Source organism: Klebsiella sp. HMSC16A12 (assembly GCF_001808265.1).
In the GTDB taxonomy this organism is placed as follows: domain Bacteria; phylum Pseudomonadota; class Gammaproteobacteria; order Enterobacterales; family Enterobacteriaceae; genus Klebsiella; species Klebsiella pneumoniae.
Genome location: NZ_KV792608.1, coordinates 1 through 23,750 on the forward strand (window position 1 = coordinate 1; position 23,750 = coordinate 23,750).

The following is a 23,750-nucleotide window of genomic DNA, read 5'->3' on the forward strand; positions in this document are numbered from 1 at the left end:
TTACCCGAAATCTGATTTATTCAACAAAGCCTAGTAAATGTTAAAATTTGTAGGTATCCACCCGTTAAACAAAATGATTAATATTTAAAAATACTCGTTGAACACCCGTGCCGTAATAATGAAGTACATTAAAAACGTTATCCGGTCATGTGAAGCTGAGACCGTCTCTTCGTCATGTAAAATGCCGTACTTTCTTTGTCGTGAAGAATGACCGGGTTAAGTCCATAAGGTTGAGAGGAAGTCTGCTGATGTGATACGCTCAAGGCGAGATTTATCTCAGTGAGAACTCACGGCAACAAAAAGTTTTTGGACAACAAAACACAAAGTTGTTTTGGACTGTAGGAGTCCAAGAGACAATGACATTACATACAACGCCGTGTAACGGATTTTACATTATTACAAAGCCTGTGTTACAAGAGAGTTATGGACATGATTGAAAAAATATGTGAAGTAATTGATGGTGAATACGTCTGTGATATAGATATTAGCGTTGAAGAATGGAAGATTTTATTAAGGGATAAAAAAGTTTTTGATGACAAAAGTATTGCAGCGTTAAAAAAATGGTTCATTGAGCCAGACCATTCCTGTACATGTTTCGATATCGGCAAGAAGTACGACCTGCACAGTATGAGTGCTAATGGTGTAATCAATGGGTTGGGTGGAAGAGTTCAGAAGCAGCTTGGCCGATTCGAGGTTAAAGGAGTCGGAAAGATTGCTTCCGGGACAAAATTCATTACAGTCATGAAAAGTAGAGAAATTAAAGGAAACCCAAAGCGAAATTTATGGACTATCCGTGAAGAACTTGTTCAGGCAATAAAAGAACTAGATTTTTTTAGTACGAACGAAAGCTCAAGCATTGATTTTTACTCAGATAATGATTTGATCACTGCTCTAGAAGAAAGTAATCACTTTGACGTTACTCAGACATTTGAGTATAGCGAAAAAGCGAAACCTAAGAAAGCTGCAATAGAAGTCAAAAATGGACTCTCATACCCAAGAAGTAAATCTGTTTCAAAAAATGCGCTTAACAAAGCTGATTATAAATGTGAAATTAATTGCGACCATCCAACGTTCAGAAGGCGAAACTCTCCTCTAAATTACACAGAACCTCATCACATTGTCCCGATGTCAAAGCAAGACTATTTTGAGAATTCACTGGATGTGGAAGAGAATATCATATCACTATGTTGCAACTGCCATAAACAAATTCATCTTGGCAAGGGGTTTGAAGATATGTTGAGGAAAATATATGCCGAGCGGAAAGATGTATTAAAAAAAGCGGGAATCGAGATATTATTAGAGGATTTGATTCTTTTTTACAAGATGGAAGGTAATTAATCTTCGAGAAGATGCATGCTTATTTTTATTTTTTAGCAATGAATGTGAAATACTGCCTGACTATCAATCCTGTCATGTGGTTCAGATTTATGGGGGAGGATTTTAATATTTTACCAGCATGGCATGTCGATCAATCGGTTAAGTATAGCGCCAGGTAACCAGACGGATTTTCCCTCTCAGGCGGGAGTCGTTATCCATCGTCCAGTACCTGATTAAAAGTAGGAGTAATTACAAGAAAATTAAATTGTATGACTATTATTTCCGTTCAGAAAAGAAAGTTACATTAAAAACCCGAAATTATTCGGGTTTTTAATTAGTTAAGTGCTATATATTTTCGTGTCCGGGGGTACCCTAAGAGGGTGCGCAAGACAACACTCCAGTGTTCATTATTTATGACTGTCAAGCCATTTATTCATCTGCTCAATTTCACCTTTTTGAGCTTTAATGATGTCCTGCGCAAGCTTTCTCATTTCGGGATCTTTTCCGTATTTGAGCTCGGTCTCAGCCATTGCGATTGCCCCTTCATGGTGTGCGATCATACCTTTTGCAAAGGCCTTATCGGGATTGGATTCATTAACGGCGGCCTTCATTTTTTCATGCATATTTTTCATGCCAGCCATATATTCCTGTGATGATGCCGATGAGTGCATATCTGACATTTTCATTTCCGAATGTTCAGCAGAAATGGCTGGCAGGGATAACATTAATATTACAAAAAGGGTGTTTTTGATTTTCATATAATAATTCCTTTCAGACAGGTACCGGTTAAGTGTAGCTGAGTCAGACAAAAAAGCCCCCTGACGGGGGGCAAAAATGTAGCAACGTTGTTTCAGGAAAATCTATCAGGGAAAAGGTAACAGCACGGATACTACCGTCGCATTCAGCCTGCATTGATCATGCGGCGGTGCGCTTCGGCCATGGCCTGATGTGGGCCGGATTGCCCGTTATTCATGAATTCATGGGCAACCGCTGCTCTTTCATGCTCATTCATCGCCGCGTAAGACGTTGACGGGACGGTCGTGGATACCGTGTTATTTCCCATCATCTTCTGATGACTTTCCACCATTTTCTGGTGCGCATCCGCCGAGCCGTTCGTCATGGTCTCATGAGCAATAATGGCCTGTTCATGCTGGTCCATACCGGTCATACGAGGAGCAGTCCCCTGGATCCCGACAGGAGCCGCAGCAGACTGCATCTGGTGAGCAGGAGCCTGTGCATTGTTGACGCGATCATGGATATTCACGGTTTCAGTGGCCCAGGCCGATGAAATTAAACCAAAGCCCAGCAAAGATGCTAATACGATATTTTTCATGATAACTCTCCATTTCTGAATTAGTGATGTCCGGGGAAGTACAACCGGTGTTTTCAGTTCCATAACTGAAACAAGTTCGGCAGCGTTTATTTCTCCGGAAGAGGGCTGGATATTCATTTCCTGGCGTACTCTGACGCCGGGTATTGATGAAGCAATCCAGCCTTCCTGATAAGTTGCACTAATTATATCGAATGGCTTCTGTTTGCTGCATGACAGGCTAATGACATCTTTGTCATTTACATCTTTATTTTCAGCATTGGGTTTCCGGGATCATTTTCTCCAGTCTGGGCACGGATAAGATAAAACGCGTGGAGCGTACGTCTGATTCCACCTGCACTCTTCCGTGATGTGCTTCCACGATTGACTTCACAATCGCAAGGCCGATGCCGCTGCCTTCTCCTTTTCGTTGTCTGGATGGATCCACCCGATAAAAACGGTCAAACAGCCTTGATAAATGTTCTTCAGGGATCGGTTTCCCCGGATTTTCAATCACAAGGTCAAAAAAGCTCTCCTGCTCTCTTATTGAGACGGTGATTGCCTGTCCCTCCGGGGTATAACGCAGGGCATTGGATAACAGATTATTGATCGCCCTTCTGAACATTTGTGGATCTCCCTCAACCAGGCAGGGCATCCCGTTAAATTTGAGCGTGATATTGCGTTCTTCGGCCCAGGCTTCGAAAAACTCGAAGACTTTCATGACTTCCGCTCTGAGGTCAAACATGACCCTGTCAGGTATCAGCTGATTATTATCTGCCTGTGCCAGGAACAGCATATCGCTGACCATTTTGGTCATCCGGTTATACTCTTCAAGACTGGAATAGAGGACATCCTCAAGTTCCCTCTGTGTTCGATCCTGACTCAGTGCGATTTCAGTCTGCGTCACCAGATTGGTGATGGGCGTTCTGATCTCATGCGCGATATCGGCAGAGAAATTGGCCTGGCGGGTAAAGACATCCTCAATCTTTCCAATCATATGATTGAACGAGATAACCAGTTGCTCCAGCTCAATGGGAACGCGTGTCGGTTCCAGTCGCGCATCAAGATTCTCGGAGGTGATGTTTTTAATGGCATTGCTGACATTACGAAGGGGCAGGTGCCCCTGACGGACAGCGATTCGAATGATCAGAACAATCAACAGGCTTATCACGACGGCAATCGCAATCAGGTTCTTTTTCAGCGCATCGAGGTAATGGAGATGGAAATTAATGGATAGGCCAGTCAGCATGACATAGTTCTGCTGTTTGCCCTGAAATATCGCCTGACCAGAGGAGGCGATAATCCTGTATGTTTCCATCTTCATTTCGGACCCGGTATCCATCGGTCCCGCAGGATCCTCCACCGTCCAGAGAAAGACATCCCGTGCGCGGCTGTGCTCGCTAAAATCTGCTGAATTCACTGCCGGGCGTAGTGCCGCCCCCTGAGCTGAGCTAAAGAGCACTTCACCCCTGGGATTGAGGAGCAAAAGGGCAACGTTGCGGTAGCTGGCAATTGATTCCTTTATTTTGCTTATTTTTTTATCATCCGGATCCACCGGGGACTGCAGTATACGGTTCAGTGTGGTGCTGATTTGTTGAAGATCGCTGACATCCTGCTCGGCAAAATGATTTTCAACAGAATGCAGCATAAACCAGGTGAAGGCGATAAAAGCCAGTATCGTGGACAGGCTGATAAAAAAGGTCAGCCGCAGAGCGAGTGAGAAAGGGCGTCTGGAAGGTTTGCTATGCATCCGGGACCTCCAGCATGTAGCCCACGCCCCGGACTGTCTGGATCAGCTTTGTCCCGTAATCGTTGTCTATTTTAGCGCGGAGTCGCTTTACTGCGACATCGATCGCATTAGTGTCGCTGTCAAAATTCATGTCCCAGACCTGAGAGGCAATCAGGGAGCGGGGAAGAACCTCTCCCTGATGGCGAATGAAGAATTCCAGCAGGCTGAACTCTTTACTGGTGAGCACAATGCGGTTTCCGGCGCGACTGACTTTTCTGGATACGAGATCAATCGAGAGGTCAGCCACCTTAAACTGGCTTTCCGTGATCATCGTGTTTCCCCGCCTCAGAAGGGTTCTCACCCGGGCGAGCAGTTCGGCAAACGCAAAGGGTTTAACCAGATAATCGTCCGCACCCAGTTCCAGTCCTTTGACCCTATGTTCGATCGTGCCGAGGGCTGTCAGCAGTAAGACCGGCATACCCTTTCCGGCAGTGCGCAGCATGCGGATGATATCCCAGCCGTTCACATCAGGTAGCATGATATCCAGAATGACTAAATCATACTCGGCTGTCATGGCGAGATGATATCCGGTAAGACCATTATCAGGGTGATCCACTACGAACCCTGCCTCTGTAAGCCCTTTGCTGAGATATTCACCTGTTTTAATTTCGTCTTCGACGATCAATATTTTCATCTTGCTCCCCGGCTGGCTGCTAATGTCATTCTATTGCGCCCACGATCGTTATCAACGGATTACAGCAAAAATGACAACATTGTCATTATCCTGTCACCCGGCAAACAGAGAGCGTTAGGTAAAGTACCCCTATCAATACTCTGGACTTCATTTGAACCATTTACCAGGTCTGCCTGGACGAGAAGCGTTATGTTCAAATTAAAATTACTCAGCATTAGCACGATATTCATCCTGGCAGGCTGCGTGTCGCTTGCGCCTGAATATCAGCGGCCCGCAGCACCGGTACCCCAGCAGTTTTCACTGTCCCATAACAGCCTGACGCCAGCGGTAAATGGCTATCAGGATACGGGCTGGCGTAACTTTTTTGTCGATCCCCAGGTTACCCGGTTGATCGGTGAAGCTCTGACTAATAACCGTGATTTGAGAATGGCTGCCCTGAAGGTTGAAGAGGCCCGAGCCCAGTTCAACGTCACGGATGCAGATCGTTATCCCCAGCTGAATGCCTCATCCGGGATAACATACAACGGTGGTCTGAAAGGTGACAAGCCGACCACACAGGAGTACGACGCGAGACTGGAGCTCAGCTATGAGCTCGATTTTTTCGGCAAACTTAAGAACATGAGTGATGCTGACCGCCAGAACTACTTTGCCAGCGAAGAAGCCCGTCGGGCCGTACACATCCTGCTGGTCTCCAACGTTTCACAGAGCTATTTCAGCCAGCAACTGGCGTACGAACAACTCCGTATTGCGCGGGAAACGCTGAAAAATTATGAACAGTCCTATGCTTTCGTTGAGCAACAGCTCGTGACCGGGAGTACGAACGTTCTGGCACTTGAACAGGCGAGAGGACAAATCGAAAGTACCCGCGCCGAAATAGCCAAACGAGAAGGCGATCTGGCTCAGGCAAACAATGCCCTGCAACTGGTGCTTGGAACGTACCGCGCAGTTCCGTCAGAAAAAGGGATGAAAGGTGGGGAGATCGCACCAGTAAAATTGCCACCAAATCTGTCGTCACAAATATTGCTGCAGCGTCCGGATATTATGGAAGCGGAATACCAGTTGAAAGCGGCTGATGCCAATATTGGCGCAGCGCGAGCGGCTTTTTTCCCGTCAATTACCCTGACCAGTGGTCTCTCCTCAAGCAGTACGGAGCTGTCCAGCCTCTTTACGTCAGGAAGTGGAATGTGGAATTTTATTCCTAAAATTGAAATTCCTATATTTAATGCTGGCAGGAACAAAGCCAATCTGAAGCTGGCTGAAATTCGCCAGCAACAGTCGGTGGTTAATTACGAACAAAAAATTCAGTCAGCCTTTAAGGATGTTTCCGACACGCTTGCGCTGCGCGACAGCCTTAGCCAGCAACTTGAGTCACAGCAGCGTTATCTTGATTCACTACAGATAACTCTACAGCGTGCCAGAGGATTGTATGCAAGTGGTGCTGTCAGTTACATCGAAGTGCTGGATGCAGAACGTTCCCTCTTCGCGACGCAGCAAACCATTCTCGATCTTACCTATTCCCGACAGGTTAACGAAATTAATCTGTTTACCGCGCTGGGTGGCGGTTGGGTAGAGTAAATTTATTCAATTAATCAGGAAATTAAAAATGCGTAATTCACTTAAAGCCGTTTTATTTGGTGCCTTCTCTGTCATGTTTTCTGCCGGTCTTCATGCTGAAACACATCAGCATGGCGATATGAATGCTGCCAGTGATGCTTCGGTACAGCAGGTTATCAAGGGCACCGGTATCGTTAAAGAAATTGATATGAATAGTAAAAAGATCACCATTTCGCACGAAGCAATCCCTGCGGTGGGCTGGCCTGCAATGACCATGCGCTTCACTTTTGTTAATGCAGACGACGCTATCAATGCCCTGAAAACCGGCAACCATGTCGATTTCTCGTTTATTCAGCAGGGCAATATCTCCTTACTCAAAAGCATTAACGTTACGCAATCCTGATTGACTGTCCGGAGCGAATACATCCAGTGCGTCTGAACATTCATTAAGGGATTACTGTGAATGAATGATCGGCCGCATATGCCAGGTGTTTTGATTTTTCAGCGAGAAATTGTATGGCTTCTTTAAAGATAAAATATGCTGCAATAATTATCAGCAGCCTCATAGCAGGAGGGCTGATATCGGTTACTGCCTGGCAGTATGTAAACTCATCACAAAAAACAGTACAAACCGAACAAAAGGCACCCGAGCGAAAGGTACTTTTCTGGTATGACCCGATGAAACCGGATACCAAATTTGATAAACCCGGAAAATCTCCCTTTATGGATATGGACCTGGTGCCAAAATATGCTGATGAAAGCGGCGATAAAAGCAGTGGCGGGATCCGTATCGATCCAACGCAGGTTCAGAATCTGGGATTAAAAACGCAAAAAGTCACGCGAGGAATGCTGAATTATTCTCAGACAATCCCGGCTAATGTCAGTTACAACGAGTATCAGTTTGTCATTGTGCAGGCGCGCTCTGACGGTTTCGTCGAAAAAGTGTATCCCCTGACGATTGGCGATCATGTGAAGAAAGGCACTCCGCTTATCGATATCACCATTCCTGAATGGGTTGAGGCACAAAGTGAGTTCCTGCTGTTATCCGGTACAGGCGGTACGTCAACCCAGATAAAAGGGGTTCTGGAGCGACTTCGTCTGGCTGGTATGCCGGAAGAGGATATTCAAAGGCTGCGTTCAACCCGCACAATCCAGACCCGTTTTACCATTAAAGCACCTATTGATGGTGTCATTACTGCGTTTGACCTGCGCACCGGCATGAATATTTCGAAAGATAAAGTAGTGGCTCAGATTCAGGGGATGGACCCGGTCTGGATCAGCGCTGCAGTGCCAGAATCTATCGCATATCTGCTGAAAGATACGTCGCAGTTTGAAATTTCGGTACCGGCTTATCCGGATAAAACATTCCATGTCGAAAAATGGAACATTCTTCCCAGCGTGGATCAGACAACCCGTACGCTTCAGGTCCGTCTCCAGGTTTCTAATAAGGATGAGTTTCTCAAGCCGGGCATGAATGCCTATCTGAAACTGAATACCAAGAGCCAGGAGATGCTGCTGATACCAAGCCAGGCCGTTATCGATACCGGCAAAGAACAGCGCGTGATTACTGTTGATGATGAAGGCAAGTTTGTGCCGAAACAGATCCACGTTCTGCATGAATCACAGCAACAGTCCGGCATCGGTTCCGGCCTGAATGAAGGCGATACCGTGGTGGTCAGTGGCCTGTTCCTCATTGACTCCGAAGCCAATATTACGGGCGCGCTGGAACGTATGCGCCACCCTGAAAAAACAGAAAGCAGTATGCCAGCAATGTCTGACCAGCCTGTAAATATGCATTCAGGGCACTGAGGAGACGACGATGATTGAATGGATTATCCGGCGCTCTGTCGCCAACCGTTTCCTGGTCATGATGGGGGCCCTGTTTCTCAGCATCTGGGGTACATGGACGATTATTAACACGCCGGTCGATGCCTTGCCTGACCTGTCAGATGTGCAGGTCATTATCAAAACCAGCTATCCCGGCCAGGCCCCGCAGATTGTAGAAAACCAGGTCACCTATCTACTTACCACCACCATGCTGTCCGTACCTGGCGCAAAAACCGTGCGTGGTTTTTCACAGTTCGGGGATTCGTATGTGTATGTCATTTTTGAAGACGGCACCGATCTGTACTGGGCCCGTTCCCGCGTGCTGGAATATCTGAATCAGGTTCAGGGAAAACTGCCTGCCGGTGTGAGTTCTGAAATCGGTCCTGATGCCACGGGTGTGGGCTGGATTTTTGAATATGCCCTTGTCGATCGCAACGGAAAACACGACCTTTCAGAACTGCGCTCTCTGCAGGACTGGTTCCTGAAATTTGAGCTGAAAACCATCCCGAACGTGGCTGAGGTCGCTTCGGTTGGCGGCGTGGTGAAACAGTACCAGATTCAGGTCAATCCGGTAAAACTGTCCCAGTACGGTATCAGCCTGCCCGAAGTGAAACAGGCACTTGAATCGTCTAACCAGGAGGCCGGTGGCTCATCCGTTGAAATGGCCGAAGCGGAGTATATGGTCCGTGCCAGCGGTTATCTTCAGAGCATTGATGATTTTAATAACATCGTCCTGAAAACAGGTGAGAACGGCGTGCCGGTTTATCTGCGGGATGTTGCCCGCGTGCAGACCGGGCCCGAAATGAGGCGTGGTATTGCCGAGCTGAACGGCCAGGGAGAAGTCGCTGGCGGCGTGGTGATCCTGCGGTCGGGTAAAAATGCGCGCGACGTTATCACGGCAGTGAGGGATAAACTGGAGACGCTGAAGGCCAGCCTGCCGGAAGGCGTTGAAATCGTGACCACCTACGATCGCAGCCAGTTAATCGACCGGGCGATTGATAACCTCAGTTCCAAACTTCTGGAAGAGTTTATCGTGGTGGCCATCGTCTGTGCTCTGTTCCTGTGGCACGTACGTTCTGCCCTGGTGGCGATTATCTCTCTGCCGCTTGGCCTGTGTATCGCCTTTATCGTCATGCACTTCCAGGGACTGAACGCCAATATCATGTCGCTGGGAGGGATAGCGATTGCCGTCGGTGCGATGGTGGATGCCGCCATTGTGATGATTGAAAATGCGCACAAACGGCTTGAGGAGTGGGATCATCAGCATCCGGGTGAGCAGATTGACAACGCCACCCGCTGGAAGGTGATTACCGACGCCTCCGTGGAAGTGGGACCCGCGTTGTTCATTAGCCTGCTGATCATCACCCTGTCCTTTATTCCTATCTTTACCCTGGAAGGGCAGGAAGGTCGTCTGTTTGGCCCGCTGGCATTCACGAAAACGTACTCCATGGCGGGAGCGGCCGCACTGGCCATCATCGTCATTCCTATTCTGATGGGATTCTGGATCCGGGGGAAAATTCCTGCCGAGACCAGTAACCCCCTGAACCGGGTGCTGATCAAAGCGTATCATCCTTTGCTGCTGCGGGTCCTCCACTGGCCAAAAACAACCCTGCTGGTTGCGGCCTTGTCCATTTTCACGGTTATCTGGCCACTGAGTCAGGTGGGCGGTGAATTTCTGCCGAAGATTAACGAGGGCGATCTGCTGTATATGCCGTCGACCTTGCCTGGCGTCTCTCCGGCAGAAGCTGCAGCGCTCCTGCAGACAACAGACAAGTTAATCAAAAGCGTTCCTGAAGTGGCTTCTGTATTTGGCAAGACCGGTAAAGCAGAGACCGCAACGGATTCCGCGCCGCTCGAAATGGTGGAAACCACGATCCAGCTCAAACCTGAGGATCAGTGGCGTCCCGGCATGACAATTGACAAGATTATTGATGAACTCGACAGGACAGTCCGTTTACCGGGTCTGGCAAACCTCTGGGTGCCGCCTATCCGTAACCGTATTGATATGCTCTCAACCGGGATCAAAAGCCCGATAGGTATCAAAGTGTCCGGGACTGTTCTGTCCGATATCGACGCGACGGCGCAGAGTATCGAGGCGGTAGCCAAAACCGTGCCTGGCGTGGTGTCTGTCCTGGCTGAGCGACTTGAGGGCGGGCGCTACATCGATATCGATATCAACCGGGAGAAAGCCTCCCGCTACGGGATGACGGTAGGTGATGTCCAGCTGTTCGTCTCTTCAGCAATCGGAGGTGCTATGGTGGGTGAGACGGTTGAAGGGGTGGCCCGGTACCCTATTAACATTCGCTACCCGCAGGATTACCGGAACAGTCCGCAGGCGCTGAAACAGATGCCGATCCTGACCCCGATGAAGCAGCAGATCACGCTGGGCGATGTCGCGGATATTAACGTCGTTTCTGGACCAACCATGCTGAAAACCGAAAATGCCCGGCCAGCCAGCTGGATTTATGTTGATGCCCGCGGCAGGGACATGGTGTCGGTGGTTAACGACATTAAGACGGCCATCAGCGAGAAAGTGAAACTGAGACCGGGAACCAGTGTGGCATTCTCCGGACAGTTTGAACTGCTTGAGCATGCCAACAAGAAACTGAAGCTGATGGTGCCGATGACGGTGATGATCATTTTCATCCTGTTGTATCTGGCATTCCGCCGGGTTGACGAAGCCCTGCTGATCCTGATGAGCCTGCCGTTCGCCCTGGTTGGCGGAATATGGTTCCTGTACTGGCAGGGCTTCCATATGTCAGTGGCGACCGGAACCGGGTTTATCGCCCTGGCCGGGGTGGCAGCAGAGTTTGGCGTGGTCATGCTGATGTATCTGCGTCATGCCATTGAAGCGCACCCGGAATTGTCCCGTAAAGAGACGTTCACACCGGAAGGTCTTGATGAAGCCCTCTATCATGGTGCCGTACTGCGTGTCCGGCCGAAAGCCATGACCGTGGCGGTGATCATTGCGGGTCTGCTGCCAATACTCTGGGGAACCGGCGCAGGTTCAGAAGTCATGAGCCGTATTGCGGCACCCATGATTGGTGGGATGATCACGGCTCCGCTGCTGTCCCTGTTCATTATTCCTGCCGCCTACAAATTAATCTGGCTGCGCAGACATAAAAAAAGCGTGTCCTGAACCTGAAAGGGCACCCCCTGTGGGTGTCCTTCTTTACTGATTCACCCTGACGTCAGGGTTTATATCGATAATATACAGAGGTGAGTATGAAAAAAGTGGTTCTAATGGCGCTGGCTCTCGGCCTTTCACTACCCGCGATGGCGAGTGGAAAAGTGATTGATATGTACAAATCTGAAAACTGTGGCTGTTGTTCCCTGTGGGGCAAAGCGATGGAAAAAGACGGGTTTGAAGTACGAACTCACGTCATGAATGATCAGGCGCTGTCAGCCCTGAAAGAAAAGCATGCTATTCCTGCAGGACTACGAAGTTGTCATACCGCGGTTGCCGGTAATTTGATCATTGAAGGCCATGTGCCTGCGACAACGATACATAAGGCAATGCAGTCTGGTTCGGGTATATACGGTCTCGCCACCCCCGGTATGCCAGCAGGAAGTCCTGGAATGGAGATGGGAGCCCGAAAAGAGGCTTACGATGTTATCGCATTCTCACCGGATGGAAGTAAAAAAGTCTTCCAGCGAATCGAATAGTCAGCGGAACGGCTGATAACGGGACGCCGGTAGCAGGCACTCCTGTGCCGGCGATATTCGTGGTAATCGCATCCATGACATACCCTGAAGACAGAAGATGCTTCGGTATGCATAAGGAGAGTTACTGTGAAAAATGACAATGCAGTGCAACACAACAACCAGACTGCTTCTGAGCAGACATTATCCCCGGACGAGGGCCACGTATTGCATAAGGTGAGAGATCCCGTGCGCGGGATGGCCATCCTGCCCGACAGGGCGCACAGCAGCATTCGATACCAGGACCACCAACTTTATTTCTGCTCCGCCAGCTGTGAGAGTAAATTTAAAGCCCATCCCGATCGTTATCTTACCGAAGATGCCAGTGAACATTCCCATCACCATCACCACGATCATCACGAAGTCAGCCCTGATCAGATAAAACAGCCTCACAACCAGGCGGAAAAAGAGAATTCTGAAGGTGTGTGGACATGTCCGATGCACCCGGAGATACGCCGCAGTGGTCCCGGAAGCTGTCCTGTCTGTGGAATGGCACTGGAGCCGCTCGTAGCTACGGCATCCACGGGGCCGAGTGATGAACTTCACGACATGACAAGACGCTTCTGGCTGGGGTTGTTGCTGGCGTTTCCGGTTCTGGTACTCGAAATGGGATCTCATCTGTTTCCCGACTTGAGGAATACAGTACCGCCACAGTACAACACATGGCTGCAGTTGCTTCTGGCCTCCCCTGTCGTGTTGTGGTGTGGCTGGCCATTCTTCGCCCGGGCCGGAATGTCGTTACGTAACCGCTCCCTGAATATGTTTACCCTTGTTGCAATGGGGACCGGCGTAGCCTGGGTTTACAGCGTCATTGCAACCGTCTTCCCCTCCTGGTTTCCTGCATCGTTCAGAAACATGGATGGCCTGGTGGCCGTTTATTTTGAAGCCGCAGCAGTTATTACGGTGCTTGTTCTGCTGGGACAGGTTCTTGAGCTGCGGGCACGGGAACAAACCTCAGGCGCCATTACTGCGCTTCTGAACCTTGCCCCCAAAACCGCCAGACGGCTGGATCATGACGGTCATGAAACGGATATTAATGCGGAAGATGTCCTGCCTGGCGATAAGCTCCGCATCAGACCTGGAGAGAGTATTCCGGTCGACGGTATCGTGGTCGAAGGCAAAACAACCGTTGATGAATCGATGGTGACCGGGGAATCTATGCCTGTTACCAAAACGGAGGGTGACCCTGTCATCGGGGGGACCATTAATCAGACAGGTAGTCTTATCATCCGTGCAGAGAAAGTCGGTGATGAAACGATGCTCTCACGAATTGTTCAGATGGTCGCTGATGCACAGCGTTCGCGGGCCCCCATCCAGAGAATGGCTGACAGCGTTTCAGGCTGGTTTGTTCCTCTGGTGATACTTATCGCGGTTGTTGCTTTCATGATCTGGTCTGTCTGGGGGCCCGAGCCCAGGATGGCGCACGGTCTCATTGCGGCTGTGTCGGTCCTGATTATTGCCTGTCCCTGCGCGCTGGGGCTGGCCACGCCGATGTCGATAATGGTGGGGGTGGGCAAAGGAGCCCAGGCCGGGGTGTTAATCAAGAATGCCGAAGCCCTTGAGCGTCTTGAAAAAGTGGACACGCTGGTTGTCGACAAAACAGGCACGCTCACGGAAGGTTCGCCGACGGTGACAGGGATTATCAGTCTCAATCCGGGTGGGGAAACATCTCTTTTGCGTGTAACGGCCGCAGTGGAAAAAGGCTCGCAGCATCCGCTGGGTATGGCAGTAGTTAAAGCAGCACAGGAAAAGGGGATCGCAATACCCGCAGTCACTCATTTCAATGCGCCGTCGGGTAAAGGTGTCTCAGGCGATGTCGAAGGTCAACGGGTTGTTATTGGTAATGAACTGGCTATGCAGGAAAACAGTATCGTTATTGATAATCAAAAGGCCGTTGCGGATACGTTGCGGATGGAAGGTGCTACCGTTATCTATGTGGCCACAGACGGGCACCTTGCAGGCCTGATAGCTATCTCGGATCCCGTGAAAGCAACCACGCCGGATGCGCTTAAAGCTTTGCGTCAGGCGGGGATCCGCATCGTTATGCTCACCGGGGATAACCAGCTTACCGCTGAAGCAGTCGCACGGAAACTGGGAATAGATGAGGTTGAAGCCGGGATTCTGCCGGATGGCAAAAAAGCAGTGATAACCCGACTGAAAGCGTCTGGCCATGTGGTTGCGATGGCCGGAGACGGTGTGAATGATGCCCCGGCGCTGGCAGCGGCTGACGTGGGAATAGCCATGGGAACGGGTACAGATGTGGCAATTGAAAGTGCCGGAGTCACCCTTCTCAAAGGCGACTTGATGATACTGAACAGGGCCCGTCATCTGTCAGAAATCACCATGAAAAATATCCGACAGAATCTGTTTTTTGCATTTATCTACAACGCACTTGGCGTGCCTGTGGCTGCAGGCCTGCTTTATCCTGTGTATGGAATACTGCTGTCGCCAGTTATTGCGGCGGCGGCCATGGCTCTTTCCTCCGTCAGCGTCATTGTGAATGCGTTGCGTCTGAAAAGTGTCAGGCTCGGGAAATAACACTGAGTGAAGGGGCTGTTACGAACAGAAGGAGTCCAGTATGAAAAGTACCACCTATGCGCTTATTGCTGTCGCCGCGATCGCGGCATTTGCCCTCCTGCGCGAACACTGGTCACATGTGGCAGGTTACTGGCCATATCTGTTATTGCTGGTCTGCCCGCTAATGCATCTTTTCCACGGCCACGGAGGGCATGGAGATCATCAACATCAAGGAAGTGAAAACGATAAAAAAAATTAATCCGGCAGACGGGGCCGCGTCGCGGCCCCGTTATCAGTCCAGGTATCGTTCGTAGTCTCTGGCATGCGCAAAGGCATGCTGTTCAAGTTTGTTATCAGCGGGTGCCGCTGCCCGGAACGCCAGTGAGTTAACAGGATTGTTATTGATGACCAGCTCGTAATGCAGATGAGGACCGGATGAACGTCCGCTGTTACCGGATAACGCAATAGCGCCTCCCCGGGTAACCCTGGCCCCTTTAGTAACGAGTATTTTATTGAGGTGGAGATAGCGAGTTTTAACACCGGCTTTTCCTGTTACTTCAACAAAATATCCCATGGTGCTGTTGTATTCGGCCCGGGTGATTTTTCCGTCGATGACGCTGACTATTTTCGTGTTCATGGGCATGGAATAATCAATGCCATTATGGGGACTCACTTTTCCCGATACCGGGTTAAGTCTTGCAGGATTGAAAGGCGAACTGAGTCTTGCTGTGGCCGGTAACGGATAATCGAGACTGCCTTTCCCGGAAGTATCGGAAAGGTTATAGAACTTTTTATCTGATATACGATACGCCGTGTAATTAAATGAACCGGACGTAAATTTATAGGCCACGACACGTGATTTTCCCGCTTTCTTTTGCAGTACGAGTTTTAATGATTCATTTTTTTTCAAATGCCGCAGATTAAACCGGGAAGGCAAGGAGCGCTGAAGAGTAGCGATCTCGTTCGATTCCAGCCCCGAGCGGGTGGCTGAAAGGTAGGCATTTTCTTTTACGACATCGGTAGAATACATTTACTGGAATTCGCCGTTAGCATGAACACTGCGGCGTATGCTAGGGGTTTTCAGGAGGCGTGTCATCTGTCAGTTAATCGGGAGCACCGTTGATGGTCGTCATTTTTGTAACATATCTTGTTTCCCGTTTGCTCCTGAAGCTCTGGGAACTGTATGACCAGCCCGACGGTGATGATTAACGGGACTGAAACAGGTTACGGCAGAGCAATATGGGGCTCATGTCCTGCTACGTAACCCGTCAGTAAAGCCCTGCTGCGCACCTGACGCTAAGCACTAACCCGCCTGCAGTTACCTGGTCGAATACAGCCCGCGAAGCTTTCTTGCCTGCGTCTGATGTGCTTCCGCACCGGCATTATTGACCTGCTCATGCACGAGAGCGGCTTTTTCTCCGGCATTCAGTTCGTTAAAAGAAGAAGACGAGGTCTTTGAATTTGCATCACTGCCGGACAGCATTTTTTTATGTTCCTCAATCATTTTCTGATGCGCATAGGACGCGCTGTTGTTCATAAATGAATGAGCAACAATGGCCCTTTCATGTTCATTCATTTCAGAGAATGAGGGCGTGTTGTTTTTATTAACCCTGTCCGGTAAGTTTTCATGCGTCGAGGAGTTCACATGACTGACGGCTGAGGCATTATTAACAAATCGATGTGCTTCATGGGCAATATCACTGGACTGAGCAAAAGCTGCCCCACAAAATAAAGCTGTAAACGCAGTGGTCGTGATTAATATATTCATGTGTAATTACCTTCTGAGGTACATAAAAGATGTCCTTATGATCATATATAAAAAAATCAACCTGTGGGGAAGATGACGTAAATGTAATACAGCCACGTACATTACACGATTGTAATGAATTTGTTTCTTAAGGTGTGCTAGATTCATTTCATTGTAAGTGGATGAACCAGTAATTTAATTTAAATCGGTTCTCGAATTCTGTCAGTAACCATACTTTAAATAAGGGAATGCGCATGCTGTTGAAAACGTCTCGACGAACTTTCCTGAAGGGGTTAACCCTCTCTGGCGTAGCCGGAAGTCTTGGCGTATGGAGTTTCAATGCGCGTTCCAGTCTGAGCCTGCCAGTTGCCGCATCCCTGCAGGGTACTCAGTTTGACCTGACCATTGGTGAAACGGCCGTCAATATCACGGGCAGTGAGCGTCAGGCCAAAACAATCAATGGAGGCCTGCCGGGGCCCGTTCTTCGCTGGAAAGAAGGTGACACCATTACCCTGAAGGTCAAAAACCGTCTTAATGAACAGACGTCCATTCACTGGCACGGCATTATTCTTCCGGCCAATATGGATGGTGTTCCGGGGCTGAGTTTTATGGGCATAGAGCCTGATGATACCTACGTTTACACCTTTAAGGTTAAGCAGAACGGGACTTACTGGTACCACAGCCATTCCGGTCTGCAGGAACAGGAGGGGGTATACGGTGCCATTATCATCGATGCCAGGGAGCCAGAACCGTTTGCTTACGATCGTGAGCATGTGGTCATGTTGTCTGACTGGACCGATGAAAATCCTCACAGCCTGCTGAAAAAATTAAAAAAACAGTCGGATTACTACAATTTCAATAAACCAACCGTTGGCTCTTTTTTCCGCGACGTGAATACCAGGGGGCTGTCAGCCACCATTGCCGATCGGAAAATGTGGGCTGAAATGAAAATGAATCCGACTGACCTCGCGGATGTCAGTGGCTACACCTACACCTATCTCATGAACGGGCAGGCCCCGCTGAAAAACTGGACCGGACTGTTCCGTCCCGGTGAAAAGATACGCTTACGGTTTATCAACGGCTCGGCAATGACCTATTTCGATATCCGTATCCCCGGGCTGAAAATGACGGTCGTGGCTGCAGATGGCCAGTATGTAAACCCGGTTACCGTTGACGAATTCAGGATTGCCGTTGCCGAAACCTATGATGTCATTGTGGAGCCTCAGGGTGAGGCCTATACCATCTTCGCACAATCCATGGACAGGACCGGTTACGCTCGAGGGACACTGGCCACGAGAGAGGGGTTAAGTGCTGCCGTTCCCCCCCTCGATCCCCGTCCTCTGTTGACCATGGAAGATATGGGTATGGGGGGAATGGGACATGATATGGCAGGAATGGACCACAGCCAGATGGGAGGCATGGATAACAGCGGAGAGATGATGTCTATGGACGGTGCTGACCTTCCGGATAGCGGGACATCCTCCGCGCCCATGGATCACAGCAGCATGGCCGGTATGGATCATTCCCGGATGGCCGGAATGCCGGGTATGCAAAGTCATCCTGCGTCAGAAACGGATAACCCACTGGTTGATATGCAGGCGATGAGCGTCTCTCCGAAATTAAATGATCCGGGTATTGGTCTTCGAAATAACGGAAGAAAGGTTCTCACGTACGCGGATTTGAAAAGCCGCTTTGAGGATCCTGACGGACGTGAACCTGGCCGTACCATAGAACTGCATTTAACCGGCCACATGGAAAAGTTTGCCTGGTCATTTAACGGAATCAAGTTTTCAGATGCCGCACCGGTGCTGCTGAAATACGGTGAGCGGCTCAGGATCACGCTGATCAACGATACCATGATGACTCACCCCATTCACCTGCATGGTATGTGGAGCGATCTGGAAGATGAAAACGGTAATTTCATGGTTCGTAAACACACAATAGATGTTCCCCCTGGTACAAAACGCAGTTACAGAGTGACAGCAGATGCGCTTGGTAGCTGGGCGTATCACTGCCATTTGCTCTATCACATGGAAATGGGAATGTTTCGTGAAGTCCGGGTGGAGGAATGATGCGAATGAAGAGAAATTTGAAGGCCATACCTGTTCTGGTCGCCGGTTTGTTTACCTCACAGCTTTCTATTGCGGCGGGCTCCGTCTCTGCAGATCCCCACGCCGGGCACGACATGTCTGCCATGCAGATGCCAGCAGATGAGAATTTCACTGAGATGACGTCAATGGAGCCCATTGTAACTGAGAGCAGAACGCCAATTCCGCCTGTTACCGATGCCGACCGGAAGGCTGCATTCGGCAATTTACAGGGGCATGCGATTCACGACAGTGCGATTAATTATCTGGTTCTGCTGGATCAACTGGAATGGCAACGGTCGGATAACACCAACAATTTCAGCTGGAGTGTTAACAGCTGGATTGGAGGCGACACAGATCGGATTTGGCTAAAGAGTGAAGGTGAACGAAGCAATGGGGAAACGGAGGCGGCTGAAGCGCAGTTACTCTGGGGACATGCGGTTGGCCCATGGTGGGATTTGGTTGCGGGTGTCAGGCAGGATTTCAGACCTGCTTCTGCCCGGACCTGGGCTGCTGTCGGTTTTCAGGGGCTGGCACTCTATAATTTTGAGTCTGAAATTACGGGTTTTGTCAGTAATGGCGGAAAAGCAGCCCTTCGTCTGGGAGGAGAATACGACGTTTTACTGACTAACCGGCTCATACTCCAGCCATCCTATGAGGTGAATTTCTACAGTCAGGATGATGAATCGCGGGGTCGCGGCAGGGGACTGACTGACACAGAGCTGGGGCTCCGGCTGCGCTATGAAATACGCCGTGAGTTTGCACCCTATATAGGCGTTTCCTGGAATCAACTTTACGGGAAAACATCCGATATGGCGAAAAGAGAAGGTGAGAAAGACCATCAGGTAGTATTCCTGGCGGGAGCCAGAATCTGGTTTTAACGCACTGATATAAAACACTCAACTAAACAGGTAAATAAAATGTCGATTTTAAATAAAGCCATTCTTACAGGTGGCCTCGTTATGGGCGTTGCTTTCTCTGCTATGGCCCATCCGGAATTAAAAAGCTCTGTGCCACAGGCTGATTCAGCCGTAGCGGCCCCGGAAAAGATTCAGCTTAATTTCTCGGAAAATCTGACCGTGAAATTCTCAGGTGCAAAATTAACGATGACGGGTATGAAAGGCATGTCATCACATTCTCCGATGCCGGTCGCGGCAAAAGTGGCGCCAGGCGCTGACCCTAAATCGATGGTCATTATTCCGCGAGAGCCTTTACCCGCTGGCACTTATCGTGTTGACTGGCGCGCGGTTTCTTCAGATACGCACCCTATTACCGGTAATTACACCTTTACAGTGAAGTAATATTATGAACGACCTGATTATGATTGTTATTCGTTTTCTTCTTTATCTGGATTTGATGGTAATATTTGGATTGCCATTTTTTCAGATATATGGAATAAGCGGTGTCAGACATGAAACCTATAACCTGACTAATTTCAGGTCGTTTATAACCTTTGCTGTTGTTACAGGCATCATTCTTACTGGCATTAATATGCTCCTGGTATCTAATGCCATGAGTGGAGTAACTGACCTCAGAGAATTATCCATCCATGTTATCGAGATGGTGATAGAAGAAACTGATGTGGGTATTAGCTGGATTGTCAGGCTCTGTGCCCTGTTTACCACACTCGGTGCTTTGTTCCTTTACACTAATAAGAGAGTATTGTCCTGCCTGCTGATGACGATGAGTGGGGGCGTGGCGCTGGCTACACTTGCCTGGGGAGGACACGCCGTTATGCATGACGGTCTGCATTACTATCTCCATTTACTGAGCGATCTGACCCATCTCGGCGCTGCAGGTGCCTGGACAGGTGCTCTGGTTGCATTTGCTATCCTGCTGATGCGCAGAAACGAGCATAATGCACAGAGCGTCATTGTGATATCTGACTCCCTGGCAAAATTTGCCACGGCAGGAACGGTGATTGTTGTAGCCCTGATCCTGAGTGCGCTGGTCAACTATCTGTATATTGCTGAGGGTAACTTAACTCCCTTATTCAACAGTTCCTGGGGGAGGATATTGCTTGCCAAGACGGCTCTGTTTGTTCTGATGCTTCTTCTGGCTGCAGCAAACCGGTTTCACCTGGGTCCCCGGCTTGAAGTTATGGTCAGGGAAGGGAATTATGATCGCAGCGTTGCCCTGATGCGAAACAGCATCCTGACAGAATTCGTTGTTGCGATTATCATTCTGGGCGCCGTAGCGTGGCTTGGAATGCTTGCTCCGTCTCAGATCAGCTAGGGGACAGCCAAAGCTTATGCGTGAGATTTTTACTTTCATATCAGCGAGTTGACCATGCAGCGTATTTTAATCGTTGAAGACGAACAAAAAACAGGTCGTTACCTGCAGCAGGGACTGGTTGAGGAAGGCTATCAGGCCGATCTCTTTAATAATGGCCGCGATGGTCTCGGGGCCGCGTCGAAGGGACAGTATGATTTGATAATACTGGACGTGATGCTGCCTTTCCTCGACGGGTGGCAAATCATCAGCGCACTGAGGGAGTCCGGGCACGAAGAACCGGTCCTGTTTTTAACCGCAAAGGACAACGTGCGGGACAAAGTGAAAGGACTGGAGCTTGGCGCAGATGACTACCTGATTAAGCCCTTTGATTTTACGGAGCTGGTTGCACGTGTAAGAACCCTACTGCGCCGGGCACGCTCGCAGGCCGCAACAGTCTGCACCATCGCCGATATGACCGTTGATATGGTGCGCCGGACCGTGATCCGTTCGGGGAAGAAGATCCATCTCACCGGTAAAGAATACGTTCTGCTTGAGTTGCTGCTGCAACGCACCGGAGAAGTGTTACCCAGGAGTCTTATCTCGTCCCTGGTCTGGAACATGAATTTTGACAGTGATACGAATGTGATTGATGTCGCCGTGAGACGTCTGAGAAGTAAAATTGATGATGACTTTGAGCCAAAACTGATCCATACCGTTCGCGGTGCCGGATATGTCCTGGAGATCAGAGAAGAGTGAGGTTCAAAATTTCCCTGACCACACGCCTGAGCCTGATTTTTTCTGCGGTGATGCTTACGGTATGGTGGTTATCAAGTTTTATCCTGATTAGCACCCTGAATGGCTATTTCGATAATCAGGACCGCGATTTTCTGACAGGTAAACTTCAGCTCACCGAAGAGTTTCTTAAAACAGAGACGTTCAGGAACAAAACGGATATTAAGTCATTATCAGAAAAAATAAACGATGCGATGGTGGGGCACAATGGCTTATTCATTTCTATAAAAAACATGGAAAATGAAAAAATTGTTGAACTCTATGCCAAAAATTCTGTTGTTCCAGCGGTCCTGCTTAATAAGTCGGGTGATATTCTCGACTATATGATCCAGACGGAAGAAAATAACACCGTGTACCGCAGTATCTCGCGGCGGGTTGCCGTGACGCCGGAACAGGGTAAAAGCAAACATGTCATCATTACGGTTGCCACGGATACTGGGTATCACACCCTGTTTATGGACAAACTCAGTACCTGGCTGTTCTGGTTCAATATCGGTCTGGTCTTTATTTCTGTTTTTCTGGGCTGGCTGACCACACGTATTGGTCTGAAACCGCTACGGGAAATGACCAGTCTGGCTTCCTCCATGACCGTACACAGCCTGGATCAGCGTCTAAATCCCGATCTGGCTCCGCCGGAAATCTCTGAGACCATGCAGGAGTTCAATAATATGTTTGATCGCCTGGAGGGGGCATTCCGGAAACTGTCAGATTTCTCGTCTGACATCGCGCATGAGCTGCGCACACCAGTCAGTAATCTGATGATGCAGACGCAGTTTGCACTGGCTAAGGAAAGGGATGTTTCGCATTACCGCGAAATTTTATTCGCTAACCTGGAAGAACTGAAAAGGTTGTCACGAATGACCAGTGACATGCTTTTTCTGGCACGTTCAGAGCATGGTCTGCTGCGGCTGGATAAACATGATGTGGATCTGGCAGCCGAACTGAATGAATTACGTGAGTTGTTCGAGCCCCTGGCAGACGAAACAGGAAAGACAATCACGGTTGAAGGAGAGGGCGTTGTTGCCGGAGACAGCGATATGCTCCGACGTGCTTTCAGTAACCTGCTTTCCAATGCAATCAAGTATTCTCCCGATAACACCTGTACAGCGATACACCTTGAGCGTGACAGTGACTGTGTGAACGTGATGATTACGAATACGATGTCCGGCCAGGTTCCCGCTAATCTGGAACGTTTGTTTGACCGGTTCTATCGCGCAGACTCATCAAGGTTCTACAACACGGAAGGCGCGGGGCTGGGATTATCAATTACAAGGTCGATCATTCATGCTCACGGCGGCGAGCTGTCAGCAGAACAGCAGGGGCGGGAAATTGTGTTCAGTGTGCGTCTGTTAATGGATTAATACCGTTATTCAGGAGAAACCCGGAAGGTGACAAAAATGTCATCGTTCAGTCACGCGATAAACAGAGGCGGTTTTTTATAATCAGCCATAAATCAGGACAGCGTGATAATTCAATCGCCCGGTTCCTGGCGTGATGATCAACCAGCCCTGAGATCAAATGCTTTCTCTGTTATAAGCATTGATTGTTCGGGTATGAAAACACCGGAGACCCAACCATGAAAAAGATCCTTGTATCCTTTATTGCCATGATGGCTGTCGCTTCATCTGCCTGGGCTGCAGAGACAATGAACATGCATGACCAGGTAAATAATGCCCAGGCGCCTGCCCATCAGATGCAATCATCCGCTGAAAAAAGTGCAGTTCAGGGGGAGAGCATGAAAATGATGGATATGAGCGGTCACGATCAGGCCGCAATGTCCCATGAAATGATGCAAAACGGCAATTCTGCTGCCCATCAGGACATGGCTGAAATGCATAAAAAAATGATGAAATCCAAACCTGAGAACACCCAAGAAACTGCTAAGCCATTTTCCGAAATGAACGAGCATGAGAAAGCCGCTGTTGTGCATGAGAAGGCGAATAATGGTCTATCTTCCGTTATTCATCAGCAGCAGGCTGAAAAGCATCGCAGCCAGATCACCCAGAATTAACCCGCAGCTCCACTTGTCAGACCCTCATTTGACGCCGAAGTCACTGGCTTACGCTCCCGTCCGGGAGCGTTTTTTTCCCATATATCAAACTTTAACTCTGAAGAGGTGGAAGTATCTGACCAACACTGTCACGTAACGCCAGATAACTACAAAAACACCTCAGGTGAACGTAAGCGTTAAGTGAGCGCCGTATTGACGGCTATTTATTGGTGAGATCTACGTTCCATGGCAGCAGTTCGGCCACTTTGTT

General features: G+C 49.2%; 21 protein-coding genes. 15 read left to right on the forward strand and 6 right to left on the reverse strand.

Annotated features, from left to right (window positions below):
• Positions 1-429 precede the first annotated feature (429 nt).
• Complete coding sequence (locus HMPREF3140_RS12160; RefSeq protein ID WP_001372261.1) at positions 430-1,338, forward strand: HNH endonuclease; 909 nt, start codon at positions 430-432, stop codon at positions 1,336-1,338.
• Positions 1,339-1,724: 386 nt separating this feature from the next.
• Here HMPREF3140_RS12160 and HMPREF3140_RS12165 read toward each other — a convergent pair whose 3' ends face one another.
• From HMPREF3140_RS12165 to silR, 4 genes are all read right to left on the reverse strand, one after another.
• Entirely contained in the window at positions 1,725-2,075 is a 351-nt protein-coding gene (locus HMPREF3140_RS12165; RefSeq protein ID WP_032435702.1) for a CopM family metallochaperone, read from the reverse strand.
• A 143-nt stretch (positions 2,076-2,218) separates the two neighbouring features.
• Positions 2,219-2,650, reverse strand: coding sequence for a silver-binding protein SilE (gene silE / locus HMPREF3140_RS12170; RefSeq protein WP_000790483.1), 432 nt, complete (start codon positions 2,648-2,650; stop codon positions 2,219-2,221).
• Positions 2,651-2,900: 250 nt separating this feature from the next.
• Positions 2,901-4,376 (reverse strand): copper/silver sensor histidine kinase SilS, encoded by a 1,476-nt coding sequence (gene silS / locus HMPREF3140_RS12175; protein ID WP_000555737.1) that lies wholly within the window; start codon positions 4,374-4,376, stop codon positions 2,901-2,903.
• Positions 4,369-5,049, reverse strand: coding sequence for a copper/silver response regulator transcription factor SilR (silR, locus tag HMPREF3140_RS12180; RefSeq protein WP_070552997.1), 681 nt, complete (start codon positions 5,047-5,049; stop codon positions 4,369-4,371). The genes silS and silR overlap by 8 nt, the downstream gene beginning before the upstream one ends.
• Positions 5,050-5,238: 189 nt before the next feature.
• Between silR and silC the strand changes: the two genes are divergently transcribed.
• The 7 genes from silC (at position 5,239) to HMPREF3140_RS12215 (ending at position 14,908) form a co-directional block, all read left to right on the forward strand.
• On the forward strand, positions 5,239-6,624 hold the full coding sequence (gene silC, locus HMPREF3140_RS12185) for a Cu(+)/Ag(+) efflux RND transporter outer membrane channel SilC (RefSeq protein WP_032435699.1): 1,386 nt from the start codon (positions 5,239-5,241) through the stop codon (positions 6,622-6,624).
• A gap of 28 nt (positions 6,625-6,652) precedes the next feature.
• The gene (gene cusF, locus HMPREF3140_RS12190) at positions 6,653-7,006 is read left to right on the forward strand and encodes a cation efflux system protein CusF (protein WP_004098961.1); all 354 of its coding nucleotides are present in this window, start codon (positions 6,653-6,655) and stop codon (positions 7,004-7,006) included.
• Positions 7,007-7,119: 113 nt separating this feature from the next.
• Positions 7,120-8,412: a Cu(+)/Ag(+) efflux RND transporter periplasmic adaptor subunit SilB gene (gene silB, locus HMPREF3140_RS12195; RefSeq protein ID WP_004098959.1), complete on the forward strand. Its 1,293-nt coding sequence runs from the start codon at positions 7,120-7,122 to the stop codon at positions 8,410-8,412.
• Between the two features lie 10 nt (positions 8,413-8,422).
• On the forward strand, positions 8,423-11,569 hold the full coding sequence (gene silA, locus HMPREF3140_RS12200) for a Cu(+)/Ag(+) efflux RND transporter permease subunit SilA (protein ID WP_032435697.1): 3,147 nt from the start codon (positions 8,423-8,425) through the stop codon (positions 11,567-11,569).
• Positions 11,570-11,655: 86 nt separating this feature from the next.
• Positions 11,656-12,096: a DUF411 domain-containing protein gene (locus HMPREF3140_RS12205; protein WP_070552998.1), complete on the forward strand. Its 441-nt coding sequence runs from the start codon at positions 11,656-11,658 to the stop codon at positions 12,094-12,096.
• A 126-nt stretch (positions 12,097-12,222) separates the two neighbouring features.
• A complete protein-coding gene (gene silP, locus HMPREF3140_RS12210) occupies positions 12,223-14,670 on the forward strand; it encodes an Ag(+)-translocating P-type ATPase SilP (RefSeq protein WP_032435696.1) in 2,448 nt (815 codons plus the stop codon).
• Positions 14,671-14,710: 40 nt separating this feature from the next.
• Entirely contained in the window at positions 14,711-14,908 is a 198-nt protein-coding gene (locus tag HMPREF3140_RS12215; protein WP_000843497.1) for a DUF2933 domain-containing protein, read from the forward strand.
• A gap of 33 nt (positions 14,909-14,941) precedes the next feature.
• On the opposite strand, the gene HMPREF3140_RS12220 is transcribed toward HMPREF3140_RS12215, so the two are convergent.
• Positions 14,942-15,679: a peptidoglycan DD-metalloendopeptidase family protein gene (locus HMPREF3140_RS12220; RefSeq protein ID WP_000287501.1), complete on the reverse strand. Its 738-nt coding sequence runs from the start codon at positions 15,677-15,679 to the stop codon at positions 14,942-14,944.
• A 288-nt stretch (positions 15,680-15,967) separates the two neighbouring features.
• Complete coding sequence (locus HMPREF3140_RS12225) at positions 15,968-16,417, reverse strand: copper resistance protein (protein ID WP_001023257.1); 450 nt, start codon at positions 16,415-16,417, stop codon at positions 15,968-15,970.
• A 233-nt stretch (positions 16,418-16,650) separates the two neighbouring features.
• Between HMPREF3140_RS12225 and pcoA the strand changes: the two genes are divergently transcribed.
• From pcoA to HMPREF3140_RS12260, 7 genes are all read left to right on the forward strand, one after another.
• Positions 16,651-18,468, forward strand: a complete 1,818-nt coding sequence (gene pcoA, locus HMPREF3140_RS12230) for a multicopper oxidase PcoA (protein WP_070552999.1) — start codon at positions 16,651-16,653, stop codon at positions 18,466-18,468.
• A gap of 5 nt (positions 18,469-18,473) precedes the next feature.
• The gene (gene pcoB, locus HMPREF3140_RS12235; RefSeq protein WP_001378118.1) at positions 18,474-19,364 is read left to right on the forward strand and encodes a copper resistance outer membrane transporter PcoB; all 891 of its coding nucleotides are present in this window, start codon (positions 18,474-18,476) and stop codon (positions 19,362-19,364) included.
• A gap of 39 nt (positions 19,365-19,403) precedes the next feature.
• Positions 19,404-19,784, forward strand: a complete 381-nt coding sequence (pcoC, locus tag HMPREF3140_RS12240) for a copper resistance system metallochaperone PcoC (RefSeq protein WP_000025662.1) — start codon at positions 19,404-19,406, stop codon at positions 19,782-19,784.
• 55 nt (positions 19,785-19,839) lie between these two features.
• On the forward strand, positions 19,840-20,718 hold the full coding sequence (gene pcoD / locus HMPREF3140_RS12245; protein WP_080821469.1) for a copper resistance inner membrane protein PcoD: 879 nt from the start codon (positions 19,840-19,842) through the stop codon (positions 20,716-20,718).
• 54 nt (positions 20,719-20,772) lie between these two features.
• Positions 20,773-21,453, forward strand: a complete 681-nt coding sequence (gene pcoR / locus HMPREF3140_RS12250) for a copper response regulator transcription factor PcoR (RefSeq protein WP_001188930.1) — start codon at positions 20,773-20,775, stop codon at positions 21,451-21,453.
• Positions 21,450-22,850, forward strand: a complete 1,401-nt coding sequence (gene pcoS / locus HMPREF3140_RS12255; RefSeq protein WP_002436614.1) for a copper resistance membrane spanning protein PcoS — start codon at positions 21,450-21,452, stop codon at positions 22,848-22,850. The genes pcoR and pcoS overlap by 4 nt, the downstream gene beginning before the upstream one ends.
• A 215-nt stretch (positions 22,851-23,065) precedes the next feature.
• Entirely contained in the window at positions 23,066-23,500 is a 435-nt protein-coding gene (locus HMPREF3140_RS12260; RefSeq protein ID WP_016151366.1) for a hypothetical protein, read from the forward strand.
• Positions 23,501-23,750: the final 250 nt, after the last annotated feature.

Bases quoted from the DNA above. Each gene is read 5' to 3' on its own strand.
- HMPREF3140_RS12160 (WP_001372261.1), top strand. From the start codon at position 430: ATGATTGAAAAAATATGTGAAGTAATTGATGGTGAATACGTCTGTGAT.
- HMPREF3140_RS12165 (WP_032435702.1), bottom strand. From the start codon at position 2,075: ATGAAAATCAAAAACACCCTTTTTGTAATATTAATGTTATCCCTGCCA.
- silE (WP_000790483.1), bottom strand. From the start codon at position 2,650: ATGAAAAATATCGTATTAGCATCTTTGCTGGGCTTTGGTTTAATTTCA.
- silS (WP_000555737.1), bottom strand. From the start codon at position 4,376: ATGCATAGCAAACCTTCCAGACGCCCTTTCTCACTCGCTCTGCGGCTG.
- silR (WP_070552997.1), bottom strand. From the start codon at position 5,049: ATGAAAATATTGATCGTCGAAGACGAAATTAAAACAGGTGAATATCTC.
- silC (WP_032435699.1), top strand. From the start codon at position 5,239: ATGTTCAAATTAAAATTACTCAGCATTAGCACGATATTCATCCTGGCA.
- cusF (WP_004098961.1), top strand. From the start codon at position 6,653: ATGCGTAATTCACTTAAAGCCGTTTTATTTGGTGCCTTCTCTGTCATG.
- silB (WP_004098959.1), top strand. From the start codon at position 7,120: ATGGCTTCTTTAAAGATAAAATATGCTGCAATAATTATCAGCAGCCTC.
- silA (WP_032435697.1), top strand. From the start codon at position 8,423: ATGATTGAATGGATTATCCGGCGCTCTGTCGCCAACCGTTTCCTGGTC.
- HMPREF3140_RS12205 (WP_070552998.1), top strand. From the start codon at position 11,656: ATGAAAAAAGTGGTTCTAATGGCGCTGGCTCTCGGCCTTTCACTACCC.
- HMPREF3140_RS12215 (WP_000843497.1), top strand. From the start codon at position 14,711: ATGAAAAGTACCACCTATGCGCTTATTGCTGTCGCCGCGATCGCGGCA.
- HMPREF3140_RS12220 (WP_000287501.1), bottom strand. From the start codon at position 15,679: ATGTATTCTACCGATGTCGTAAAAGAAAATGCCTACCTTTCAGCCACC.
- HMPREF3140_RS12225 (WP_001023257.1), bottom strand. From the start codon at position 16,417: ATGAATATATTAATCACGACCACTGCGTTTACAGCTTTATTTTGTGGG.
- pcoA (WP_070552999.1), top strand. From the start codon at position 16,651: ATGCTGTTGAAAACGTCTCGACGAACTTTCCTGAAGGGGTTAACCCTC.
- pcoB (WP_001378118.1), top strand. From the start codon at position 18,474: ATGAAGAGAAATTTGAAGGCCATACCTGTTCTGGTCGCCGGTTTGTTT.
- pcoC (WP_000025662.1), top strand. From the start codon at position 19,404: ATGTCGATTTTAAATAAAGCCATTCTTACAGGTGGCCTCGTTATGGGC.
- pcoD (WP_080821469.1), top strand. From the start codon at position 19,840: ATGGTAATATTTGGATTGCCATTTTTTCAGATATATGGAATAAGCGGT.
- pcoR (WP_001188930.1), top strand. From the start codon at position 20,773: ATGCAGCGTATTTTAATCGTTGAAGACGAACAAAAAACAGGTCGTTAC.
- HMPREF3140_RS12260 (WP_016151366.1), top strand. From the start codon at position 23,066: ATGAAAAAGATCCTTGTATCCTTTATTGCCATGATGGCTGTCGCTTCA.